Consider the following 12787-nt stretch of genomic DNA (forward strand, 5'->3'; position numbering starts at 1 on the left):
ATGAAAAAAATCCTTTTCCCGGTGTGTTTGGCCGTGTTATTCGTACTCGGTGGAGCCGACAGCTTTGCCCAGAAAGGCAAACTTTATACATTCCCAATTGGTGTTGAGTCGTACACCTATCGAGCTAGCTTTCCGAAGAGCGTGATTGCTACGCTGGATACGATCAAAGCACTGGGCATTACCGATATGGAAGGCGGAGCACCCAGAGGGATGACCGAAGACGAATTTAAAAAGTTGTGCGACGAACGGGGCATTACAATTTCGGCTACTGGTTCGGGTTACGAGCAGATTGTAAAAGACCCAGAAGCAACAGTTAAAAAAGCGAAAGCGTTGGGTGCATCTTTTGTGATGGTTTCCTGGATTCCTCATCAAAAGGCCCATTTCAACCTCGATAATACCAAGAAAGCCGTTGAGGATTTCAACCGGGTGGGCAAGGTTCTAAAAGAAAATGGTCTCACATTCTGCTACCACAACCACGGTTACGAATTTCATCCTTACGAAGATGGCACACTGTATGATTATATCGTCAAGAATACCAACCCCGAATACGTCTCGTTCGAAATGGATATTTTGTGGGCACAACATGGGGGAGCTGACCCGGTAGCCTTGTTGAAAAAATATGGAAGCCGCTACAAGCTAATGCACCTGAAAGATCTAAAAAAAGGCATCAAAGGTGACTTAACGGGTGGCACCCCCCCCGAAAATGACGTCACCCTAGGTGAAGGTCAGATAAACATTCCTGAAATTTTACGGCTGGCTAAAAAGGCGGGCGTCAAACATTATTACATTGAAGATGAGAGCAATCATGAGTACGAACAAATGCCCAAAAGCATTGCGTATCTGAAAAGCTTGAAGGAGTAACCAGTAGTATCGGTTATTAGTAATCAATACTACTGGTGCTCCTGCTCAATCACCAATTGGCCGCTTTCTAGAGAAGGTTTTGTTCGATTGCTTTACTGGAGGACGAGTGAATCTGGTAAATCAAATCGCTCAACTTTCCTTTATCAGGGACTATCCTCGCTCGATGGAAAATTACATCGGCATGAATGCCAAGGTTTATCAGGAAGTAGCTGCCATACACGTTGCACTCTTCAAGCGTTGACGCTTTTCATGGTTAAAGTTTTATCCCTGTGCTACCCTAGTACTTGTTGGTAGCCTGCTACCTGTGACTGTGGTGCCTATTCCCTAGTAAGTGCTCACGGCAGTTCTGAACGAGAGCTTGCCCTTGACCAATAAAAAGATCATTAAATTAACCTGCTCTGCCCATGAAGAACCGGTTTACAAAAAGCTTAGTCATACTCGTTTGTCTTTCATCAGCGCTGATCCTCAATCGAGCACTTCCGGCTTCAGCCCAGCATAAGACGGATGACCGAAAGCGCATTGCTGATGAAATGGAAAAATCAATCCGTACTGAAATGCTCAACAAATGGTATCCCCAGGCTGTCGACAAGGAGTTTGGCGGCTTCCTAAGCACCTTCACTTACGATTTTAAACCGACAGGTCCACAGGACAAAATGATTGTGACTCAGGCCCGCCATACCTGGACAACCGCTAAAGCCGCCGAGCGTTACCCGACCCTTTCCTATTACAAAGAAAGCGCCCGGCATGGCTTTCTGTTCCTGCGCGATGTGATGTGGGACAAGCAATACGGTGGTTTCTACACGCTGGTCGACCGGCAGGGTAACGTAAAAAGCGACGGAAAAGAGGCTTACGGAAATGCCTTTGCGCTTTATGCACTGAGCGCTTATTACCACATGTCGCACGATACAGCCGCGCTTAATCTGGCCAAAAAGTCGTTCGGTTGGCTGGAGCAGCATAGTCATGATCCGGTCCACAAGGGTTATTTCCAAAATCTGCGCCGGGATGGTACGCCCATTCAACGCGATGCGTCCGTGCCATCCACTGCCTCTACCGGTTACAAAGATCAGAACAGTTCGATTCACCTGCTGGAAGCCCTGACCGAACTCTACGCCATATGGCCCGACCAACTGGTGGGTGAACGTCTGGAGGAAATGCTGCGGCTGGTGCGCGATGTCATAACAACCCCCAAAGGAAATCTTGTCTTGTTTTTTCAGCCTGACTGGACACCCGTTTCATTCCGGGATTCATCGGAAACGGTTGTGTTGAAGCATCGAAACCTGGACCATGTTTCGTTCGGCCATGATGTTGAAACGGCTTATCTGATGCTGGAAGCATCTCAGGCACTGGGCCTGAAAAACGACACACAAACCTTACAAGTTGGTAAACGAATGGTGGATCATGCGTTAGCCAATGGCTGGGATAAAAACGTAGGTGGCTTCTACGACCAGGGTTATTATTTCACCAATAAACCGGGCATGACTATTATTAAGGAAAGCAAAAACTGGTGGTCCCAGTCCGAAGGGCTAAACACGCTTCTGCTCATGGCTGATAAATTCCCCAACGACCCCCAGCAATACTTCAATCAGTACAAGCTACTATGGAATTACTGCCAGACGTATCTTATTGATCATCAGTATGGCGAATGGTATGAAGAAGGACTTGATAATGATCCCCAACGAAAAAAGGGCTTAAAAGGCCACATTTGGAAAGCCGCTTACCACTCTTACCGGGCCTTGTCGACTTGCGTCGATGAATCAACGAATAAACATGCGGTCCATCTGACTCATAAGTGATTGAAGTAATCACCCTCAGGTTTGGGCCAATTAACTAGTCAAAAGTGAGTTTAAAAAAAATCGCATAGGCAGTAGTCGTCGACAAGCAGCCAGTCACTGGGCGAGGTCCGCAAACTCAGCGGCCGTTTTCCCCAGGCTACTCGGCGGTTAAAAGTGCAAACGCTCCTTCGTGCCAGCCTTATAGTATTCCATAACGCCGTTCGCTTTTTCCAATTAAAGGCGCGCAAATTCAACTGACCGAACTCACTAACCAATTTCCGAATTACATGAAAACGTCAAGGAATATCAGCCCTTTCCTTCTTTCAGGGGCAATACTGATTTCAATGGGGGCTGTGGCTCAGATGCCCGCCCGGACGCTAATGCCCAACGATACCTTACAATCGCCTAAGGTACTTGCCGATAAGCGGGTGATGATACAGATTTATGCCCCTAAAGCAGAGGAAGTAAGTGTAGGAGGTGATTTTCCAGTAGGTAACCAACCGCTTAAGTTGGCTAAGAACGACTTGGGTGTCTGGTCCATAATACTCGGTCCCTTGAGACCCGATTACTACACGTACATTTTGTCTCTCGATGGCGTGCGAACCATCGACCCTAAAAATCCGATAATTAAGCAGGGAACTGGCAGTTTAGAAAACATAATGGCTTTACCGGGTCCGGAAACGGCTTTTGAGGATAATAGGGCGGTACCCCATGGCGAAGTGCGAGAAGTCTGGTACCCGTCAGCCACCCTGGGTATGCAACGCCGGATGCACGTCTACACCCCGCCGGGTTACGAAAAGGGAACGGGTAAATATCCGGTCTTTTATTTGCTGCACGGTGCCGGGGATGAGGATTCAGGGTGGAACACAGTCGGACGGGCTGGTTTTATATTGGATAATTTACTGGCCGCCGGAAAGGCCAAACCTATGATTGTCGTCATGCCCAATGGGAGTATGCCACGGCCTTCCCAGACGGGTACGCCTACTGCACAACCAATGAACCGGGCGAGAGATCTGTTTGCGAACGAACTGCTCAAAGACATCATGCCTACGGTAGAAAAAATATACCGAACCCTGCCTACGCCCGAAAGCCGAGCCATCGCGGGTCTTTCAATGGGTGGATTTCAAACCCTGGATGTAACGCTGAGTCATCCGGAATTATTTACCTACGTTGGCATATTTAGTTCTGGTTTTTTTGGTGCTTCCGCCGAGGAGGCTGAAACAAAATACGCCAATGTATTGAACGACCCTTCCTTTAATAAGGGGAAAAAACTATTCTGGATAAGTATTGGTAAGGATGACTTTGTAATGGAGTCCAACAGAAAAACGCTGGCTTTACTCGATAAGCACCAGATCAAGTACCAGTATAAAGAAACCACAGGAGGACATACGTGGGTTAACTGGCGGCAATACCTCAATGAATACGCCCCTTTATTGTTCAAATAATAACTGTTCATCACTGCTAGGACAAAGTACACAATCTCACCGAAACGAAGATTATGCGCTTAAGTCAAACGCCGGAAGTCATCACGCGCAACGGACTGTATATTCTTGAATTAAAGGCCGAAAAAAGCCCTGAATTTTTGGCAAATTCGTCAAGGTTTAATCTAACCTGATCATAAGGGCACCGGATGTAGCTGATGAAAGCGGCCAAATAGTATTGTTACTTCGTAGTAATCATGAATTAAACAAGCACGCTTTGCTGTGTAAATGAAGGATGCTTATTCAGTCTAACGTTAGCTCACTCAATATCACCCCTCAATCCATGAAATTACTTTTCGTCTTTCTGCTCCTGGCATTGCCCGGCCTGCATGCAACGGCTTTGGCCGATATCAATATTCCCATAGAAACACAGCACACCGCTCTGGTGCTCCGGGTGGATACCGCTCAAAATCTGTTGAACATCTATCTAGGAAAACGGCTACAGAACCAGGCCGAATACGCCGGTATACGTGGAAATCCTCGTAATGAGGAGACATACTCCTACATGTTCCAGTCGGCTTACACACCGGCTGGTGGCCGTAACCTGCTGGAGCCAGCCATCCAGGCTTTGCATGCAGATGGCAACCCATCGCTTGATTTAAAATACGTCCGGCACGAAACCAAATCAGCTGGCAGTGGCATCCAGCTAACGACGGTATATCTGAAAGATCCGAAGTATCCGTTTGAGGTGACGCTTTACTATAAGGCTTACATCAATGAAGATGTGATTGAGCAATGGTCTTTGATTCACCATTCCGAAAAAACGGCGGTCCGACTGCACAAGTACGCGTCGGCCAACCTCTACATTCCTGCCAAAGACTACTATCTGACTCACTTCCACGGCGACTGGGCCCAGGAAATGCGCCCTGATGAAACTCCTTTAGCGGCTGGTATGACCATTCTGGATAGTAAGCTGGGTACGCGGGCTGATTTATTCCAGCCTCCTTCCTTCCTACTCTCACTCAACAAACCGGCAAATGAGGAAACCGGCGAAGTGATTGCTGGCACACTGGCTTGGTCGGGTAACTTTCAGCTGGCCTTCGAGGTCGATCCATTGCATCATCTGCGGGTCATTGCGGGTATAAATCCGTATGCATCCGACTATTTACTTCCACCCGGCCGTGAGTTTGTGACGCCTGCCCTGTTGTACACATACTCAAGTCAAGGTAAGGGACTGGCCAGCCGTAATATGCATAACTGGGCCAGAAAATACCGTATTCCCCAGGGCCAGGGTACGCGATTAACGCTGCTCAACAACTGGGAAGCCACGCAATTTGATTTCAATGAGGACGTATTAACAGCGCTGTTCAAAGATGCCAAGAAACTGGGCGTTGATCTGTTTCTGCTGGATGATGGCTGGTTTGCGAACAAATACCCTCGCAACAACGACCGCGCCGGGCTGGGCGACTGGCAGGAGAACGTCAAAAAGCTGCCGCACGGTCTTGGCTACCTTGTAAAAGAAGCCGAGCAAGCGGGTGTCCGGTTTGGTGTCTGGCTGGAACCGGAGATGGTAAGTCCGAAGAGTGAACTCTACGAAAAACACTCGGACTGGGTCATCAAGGCACCTAACCGCCAACAGTCGGTTTTTCGTAACCAGCAGGTGCTCGACCTTTCCAACCCACAAGTACAGGAGTTTGTGTATGGCATCGTAAATGATTTGCTTACCAAGAACCCTACGCTGGCTTACATAAAATGGGACTGTAATGCAGCCATTTATAACGCCTACTCTGCCACTAGCGCCAACCAGTCCCAGTTGTATGTCGACTATGTGCAGGGTTTGTATAAAGTACTGGCCCGGATTCGCACCAAATACCCTACTATCCCTATGATGCTTTGCTCGGGTGGGGGTGGCCGGGTTGATTACGGCGGGTTGCAGTATTTCACCGAATTCTGGCCCAGCGATAACACTGACCCGCTGGAGCGTATTTTCATGCAATGGGATTATTCTTATTTCTATCCCGCAATCGCTACCTGCAACCACATTACCGATTGGGGTAGGCAACCACTCAAATTTCGCACGGATGTAGCCATGATGGGCAAAATGGGCTACGACATCGTAGTGAGTAAGCTGTCCGAGAATGATTTGCAGTTTAGCCAGCAAACCCTAAAAACCTACGAACGCGTTCACGACGTTATCTGGCAGGGCGACTTGTTTCGGCTGCAATCGCCACACACGAGCGACGTAGCCTCGCTGATGTTTGTCAATCCGGCGCAGGACAAGGCAATGTGGTTTAACTATCTGGTGGGAAATCGGTACAAAAGCGGTACGGTTGAACCCATTCGACTGAGTGGTCTCAATCCGGCTAAACGCTATACACTTCAGGAGGTAAACATTTATCCGGGCAGTCGCTCATTCATCAATGCCAATACAGCCACCTACTCAGGAGATTATCTGATGACCGTTGGCTTCAATCCGCAGGTTTCTGCTAACCGAGCCAGCGTTGTGCTGGAGCTTACCGAGGCTAAATAAATTCATTCGCCGAGCTTATAAAATTGTCAATGTTCTTTGATACGATTAGAAATGAAACATGTAAACAAATCAATCGCGATGCGCAAAACGAAACAGTATTTACAATTCCTGATCCTCATAATGCTCTTGCCCACGCTGGTAAGCAACGCCCAGTCTGTAAAGTTTCCGGATAGCTGGTTAGATGGGTATGCCTATGTCAATGGTATCCGTATTCATTATTACCACGCAAAGCCTGCACCAGGAAAACCTGTAATGGTGATGGTGCATGGCTATACCGATATTGGCCTTAGCTGGACTACATTGACATTGAAGCTGCAGGACGCTTACGATATTTATATGATTGATACCCGTGGGCATGGTTTGTCCGATTCGTTCACGCCTTCTGATAACGGAGAAACAATGATCAAGGATGTAGTGGATTTTATACGGGTACTAAAATTTGAAAAACCAATTCTTATGGGCCATTCAATGGGGGCAGCTACTGTAATGCGTGTAGGGGCAGCGTATCCTGATTTGGCAAAAGCCATTATTATGCTCGATCCATTTGTTGGAAATCGTTCATTTGGGCCGGCTCCGCAAGGGACCGCTACCAATCTAAATAATCAGTCAACAACTGTAGCGTCAGGTCAACCTTCATCACTACCGGCCCGACGACCAAGCATGTTCAAAAGCCCAGATACGTTGGTAGCCCAGAACAATACCCCGTTTGAAGACCTGGTAGCAAGAGGCCATCGCCAAAATCCAAAATGGGATAGTGTCGATGTCTATTATTGGGCCTTTTCAAAAAAGCAGTACCATGGTCCATATACACCCGAACAGGCACAGGCAATGACAGGTACCATGAATACCGCGGATGCTCTCGCAAAGATTAAAGTACCTGCCCTTATTTTGAAAGCTGATGCGCCACCTGAAGTGCGCAAAGCAAACGAGGAAGCGGCCCGCGTAATGCAAAGGGGAAAATTGGTTCACATGGATGGAGCAGGCCACAATCTGCATCATGATAAACTGGCTAAAACCGTAGATGTGTTGAATGAGTTTTTGAAGACTCTGTAATCATAAATAAAATGTACGTCGTCGGTCTTCAAGCTGATTTTTTGTCCATATGATGCTGACAAGCACTGTCACCTACAGGCCGCTAGATTGAACTTGCTAAAACCGAGGATAAACCCTAAAATACCTAAAAAAAAGTTTTCAGGCAACTATTGTAAATATACCCACGAATGTGTTTGCCTAAACTTAGGCCGTAAGCTATGACTTGTCCTAGAAATAAACCGAGGGTTTCGTGGACGATTTTCGCATTATCCACTAATTACATAAATAACTCATTGTCAAACAAATAAGACTCATATCGTTCAATCAAAAAAACCATTAATTGAACGAAATCGATTATAGGGCATTTAAAATGGTTAAGTAGTGCTCGGGGGTGAGATAGAGGACTGGTATTATGTTTAAAACGAATGAGGGCTACTGTGGAATAGCTATTTATAATCTAATGGCTTCTTGCACCAACTCTAAAAACTTAGGGATTTTACAATATACTTTACTCTAGGGTTGGGTTTCCACAGCTTCTACGAGCCATATTGAAATGTGACTCGTAGTTAATCTGTTGAAAGTCAGATGCTTATAGCATACCTTCGCGCATTGGCAATAAATGGTCCGGCAATTGATTCGTTTTGTATTGACCTGGAAGAAGAGGGTCTTTATACACGATAACCTGGCTAATGATGGAAATTGCTACTGTGGCTGCTCAACCTATCGGAATAGCACAACCCCAAAAACAGGGTAAACTGCTAAAAAAAGCGCGCCAGTTTGCATGGACGCTCTATCAGGAACACCGGTCAACGAACGTTTACTTTCATACGTATACACGAGCTGAAGAAGTAGTAAAGGCTTGTAGGGACCTGGCGAAGGATTTGGCCCTGAATGCGTCGGATAGGAAGGTTCTTTTTGTATCGGCTTGGTTTGTCGACACTGGTTTTGTTTATCAGGGCCCGGCGGTACAACTAGACAGTGACACCATTGTCGAATCATTCCTACAGCCATACGATTTCCCGACTGACCAGACAAAACGTGTTATTGACTGTATCAATAGCGTACATACTGTTCATGTTCCAACCAGTGCTTTGGAGGAAGCGTTTCATGATGGGTACTGGCAGTTTCTGGGTCGGAAAGACTATGAAAATCAAATTGACCTGTTACGAGCCGAACAGGAACAGACCTCGGGTCAAGTCATAACCGAGGCCGAATGGACTAGTCAATGTCTGGCCGATTTTACTAAACATCCATTTTATTCACGCTATGCTCAACAAAAGTTCAGTAAACAACGAGCCCAAAACTGGCTTGTCGTGGAGCGGAAATTACGTTCATTAAACCTGAAAGCGAAGCAGAATGAAAAACCCGTTCAGGAAAATCGGCTGTCCGATCATGAAATTGAAGATTCTTTTAAACTGGCTTCCCGCAATTATGTCGATTTACTGGGAGTTGCCGATCGCAAAGCGGCCCTGCTCATTAATGTCAGTTCTATTTTAATCTCAATTGTACTGGCGGTGCTTATCCGGCATCTGGAAGATAACCCGAGACTGGTGCTACCCACTATTATCCTGCTCGTGGTTTGTATGGCGACCATCACGTTTGCCATTCTGGCCAGCCGACCGACTCGACGCCAGAATAGACAACCATCAGCGGAGGAGGAGCAAACCTTATTTTTAGGAAGCTATGATAGCATCGACCCAGCCTTTGAGCGGACAACCTGGGAAGACTATAGCCAGCAGGTAGATACCCTACGCATGCAATCCAAAAATGAGTACTTCAAACAGGTACTTAAGGAGATATTCCGAACCCGAAAGCTACTGAGCCGCAAATTTCGCTACCTCTCCGTGGCCTATTACACCTTCATTGTGGGCATGGTTATCACGACACTGGCGTATGTGACAGCGATGTTGTTCGATATATAATTAACAGATCATCTATAGCCGGTTTGGGAATGGTTGACCCCTTACTTTGGGGAGTGTATTGGTGACTATGGTCCGGCCTGTGCTCAACGTCGACCCCCGAGAAGTGTACTGTGTGCGAAAAGAAAAGTTTAGAACGAACGAAACGACTACATCTAACTAAGGAGAAATCATGACAACGAAAAAAGTGGCGCTCATTACCGGAGCGAATCGTGGAATCGGGCTTGAAACGGCTAAACAACTGGGTGAGCTAGGTACTACCGTCATCGTCACTGCCCGTCATTTACCCGTTGCCCAAGAAACGGCGACCCAATTGAAAGCGCAGGGAATCGATGCCTATGGTGTCCAACTCGATGTCACAAAAGCTGACGAAAGACGGGCGGTTGCCTCGTTTATTGACGAGCATTTTGGCAAGCTGGATATTCTCGTTAATAATGCGGGCGTTGCCCCCAAAGAATCCCTGTTTATAGCCAAAACACTGGAAACAACGCCAGAAGAGTTTCAATATATTTTTGAAACCAATCTGTTTAGTGTGGTTTACCTGACCAGAGAATTACTTCCACTCATCAAAAAAAGTAAATCAGGGCGTATTGTAAATCTGTCCAGCATTCTTGGGTCACTGTCCGTCCATTCTCAAAAAGATAGTCCCATTGCGCCCTACCGGATACTGTCCTACGATGCCTCCAAAGCCGCACTAAATCTCTTTACCATCTTTTTAGCTGCGGAATTAGAGGGAACGGGTATTAAAGTAAATTCCGCCCATCCCGGTTGGGTGCAAACCGAAATTGGTGGCTATGAACACGCCCCAATGAGTATTGTTGATGGGGCTAAAACGAGTGTCGACCTGGCCCTGCTCGATGCGAATGGCCCAACGGGTAAATTCATTCATCTGGGGGACGAACTACCCTGGTAAGTCAGTACACCTGCTGTTTTATTACCTGAGCCCCAATGTCTCCTGTTGAAGTAGACAATGGGGTTCGGGCAGACGACGGAGCAGATGCCGATAAAAGGATGTAGTAGGTTGGAAATAGGCGAGTTATTGGCCAGTTTACTTACCTGATTCCTTAATCGTGAGGGTTTTACGAATGCCCAGTCGTTCCATACGGTATTCAAGGGTAGACGGTTTTATATTCAGCAATTCAGCCGCTCCACCGGCTCCCCGAATCCGGCCGTTCGTTTTTTGTAGAATAGTCAGAATATAGTCGCGCTCCGATTCCTGGTGCTGTTGTTTCACACCGGGCAAATCCTTCGCCATCGCCCTGTCGACGTTGAGCGTAGCGCTAACGTCTAGCTGCGTTGCTGCTGATAGGGATGTTTCTCTGGCAGCAAACAAATGTGTCCCTAAGGAACGGCCTAACGCAACCGGGTTTTTTCCGTCATTTAGGATAACGGCCTGCTCCATTAAATTTTCAAGTTCCCGGATATTCCCCGGCCAATTATAGGAAACCAGTTCCTCAACCGTACTGGCTTTGAAGCCAGGAAAGGGTTTACCTAGTCGTCGGGCAAATTTTTTGGCAAAATGAGTCGCCAGCAACGGAATGTCGCCCCGTCGCTCCTGTAAGGAAGGCAATAAAATGGGAAACACCGACAGGCGAAAGAATAAATCCATCCGGAATCGACCGTCCGCCACTTCCTTCTCCAATTCCCGGTTCGTTGCGGCAATCACCCGGACATCGGTCTTGATGGGGGTCTTGCCCCCCAACCGTTCAATTTCCTTTTCCTGCAAAACCCGTAATAGTTTCGCCTGCAGGTCCAGCGGCAATTCCCCGATTTCATCCAGGAAAATAGTCCCTCCCTGCGCTACTTCGAATTTACCGATACGCCGATCAACCGCTCCTGTGAAAGCTCCTTTTTCGTGGCCGAATAATTCAGATTCAATTAAGTTGGCGGGCAATGTTGCGCAGTTAACTTTAACCATAATCTTTCCCTTGCGCGCCGATAAGTTATGAAGAGCCCGGGCAAACAGCTCTTTACCCGTACCACTTTCGCCCATCAGTAAAACCGTGGTATCGCCAGGGGCCACCTGCGATACCAAGTTAAAGACCTGCATCAGGGGTTGCGAAGTACCCAGGATTTCTTCAAAATTGGCCGAGGACTTCACTTCTTCCTGGAGGTAGGTGTTTTCCTGCTGGAGCTTTTCGCTCAGACGAGCCACTTCTTCGTACGCAAAGATGCGGTCTAACGTGAGGACGATGGGTTGCTCCAGCCTCTCCAGCAGGTTTAGATGGCGGGTAAGATAAGTGTCGGGTTGCCGGCTGAAAAAACTTAGTACGACTGGTCCCATTCGTGTGCTGGTAAAGGCTAAGACCAGTGCAGATTCCAGCCGGTACGTGTGGGCCAGGGCTTGCATTGGTCGATACTTCCGACATAAACTCTCAAAGTCGTTGTGGTTATACCGGCCAGCCCCCTGTTTCGCTACGTCTCCCTGCGCGGCTAAGGCCTGCTCCAGAGGAATACCGGCCATCTTCCAGAAACTTTCCGGCGATACCGTTTCGTACTCATCAAACCCGACCCGGTGAAAACAAAACGCCAGACGGAATTTTTCCTGAGCGAACCCCAAAGTCAGATACTCGAACGGGATGTTGGGCAGTAGCAACTGAGCGACCCGTAACAACCGGTCTGCCCAGGGCGTATTGTCGGACAGCGCATCGGTTAAAGCAACCTGGAGCACTTTTTCCTCCCGCAGTTTCATTTCTTTACTATGGGCCTGTCGATAGCGAGCAATTTCAAGCGTTGTCAATATATCTCTCTCCCTAAACGGTTTGACGATATAGCCGCTGGAGTCGGTGTTTTTTACCTGTTCGAGCACTCGTTGATTATCATTGGCCGAAATAAAGATGAAGGGGATAGTAGTATCTTCCAACTGCCGGGACAGGTCAATACCGGTAGCCTCCCCCTTGAGGTAAATATCCAGCAGCACCATATCAGGCGTTTGTTGTTTAATCAATTTCGTGGCCTCATCGACAGACCGGGCAATGCCCAAAATCGTGTACCCGGCTTTCTGAAGCATTAACTTCAGGTTATTGGCAATGACGTACTCATCTTCTACTATTAAAAGTTGATAAGCAGCGTTTGATGACGGGTTGCTGGGTAGTTGCATATACGTACGCTTTTTTATTGTACAGGCCAGAGCAGTGAGTTCAATACATCCTATTAGACGTAGCCTGTCAGTCAACACCGACAGTAGAGATTAATAACGGCATGGTTGATTCTCTACCCTTGCAAGATAAAGACCATTGGCGTACCAGTTCC

At 47.5% G+C, this 12787-nt stretch carries 8 protein-coding genes; 7 read left to right on the top strand and 1 reads right to left on the bottom strand.

Going from position 1 to position 12787, the window contains the following annotated elements; all coding sequences use genetic code 11:
- The 7 genes from GJR95_RS32205 to GJR95_RS32235 all read left to right on the top strand — a co-directional run bounded on the left by GJR95_RS32205 (position 1) and on the right by GJR95_RS32235 (position 10448).
- The gene (locus GJR95_RS32205; protein WP_162389772.1) at positions 1-861 is read left to right on the top strand and encodes a sugar phosphate isomerase/epimerase family protein; all 861 of its coding nucleotides are present in this window, start codon (positions 1-3) and stop codon (positions 859-861) included.
- Between the two features lie 404 nt (positions 862-1265).
- Positions 1266-2654 carry an AGE family epimerase/isomerase gene (locus GJR95_RS32210; protein ID WP_162389773.1) on the top strand — a complete coding sequence of 463 codons (1389 nt, stop codon included), beginning with the start codon at positions 1266-1268 and terminating at the stop codon, positions 2652-2654.
- Positions 2655-2920: 266 nt separating this feature from the next.
- Positions 2921-4078, top strand: a complete 1158-nt coding sequence (locus GJR95_RS32215) for an esterase (protein ID WP_162389774.1) — start codon at positions 2921-2923, stop codon at positions 4076-4078.
- Positions 4079-4397: 319 nt separating this feature from the next.
- A complete protein-coding gene (locus GJR95_RS32220; protein ID WP_162389775.1) occupies positions 4398-6584 on the top strand; it encodes an alpha-galactosidase in 2187 nt (728 codons plus the stop codon).
- Between the two features lie 51 nt (positions 6585-6635).
- Positions 6636-7637, top strand: coding sequence for an alpha/beta fold hydrolase (locus tag GJR95_RS32225; protein ID WP_162389776.1), 1002 nt, complete (start codon positions 6636-6638; stop codon positions 7635-7637).
- 668 nt (positions 7638-8305) lie between these two features.
- Positions 8306-9538 (top strand): Pycsar system effector family protein, encoded by a 1233-nt coding sequence (locus tag GJR95_RS32230; RefSeq protein ID WP_162389777.1) that lies wholly within the window; start codon positions 8306-8308, stop codon positions 9536-9538.
- A 169-nt stretch (positions 9539-9707) separates the two neighbouring features.
- Entirely contained in the window at positions 9708-10448 is a 741-nt protein-coding gene (locus GJR95_RS32235) for an SDR family oxidoreductase (protein WP_198424763.1), read from the top strand.
- A gap of 135 nt (positions 10449-10583) precedes the next feature.
- Here GJR95_RS32235 and GJR95_RS32240 read toward each other — a convergent pair whose 3' ends face one another.
- Positions 10584-12635, bottom strand: a complete 2052-nt coding sequence (locus GJR95_RS32240; RefSeq protein ID WP_162389778.1) for a sigma 54-interacting transcriptional regulator — start codon at positions 12633-12635, stop codon at positions 10584-10586.
- Positions 12636-12787: the final 152 nt, after the last annotated feature.

This window comes from Spirosoma endbachense, from assembly GCF_010233585.1.
In the GTDB taxonomy this organism is placed as follows: domain Bacteria; phylum Bacteroidota; class Bacteroidia; order Cytophagales; family Spirosomataceae; genus Spirosoma; species Spirosoma endbachense.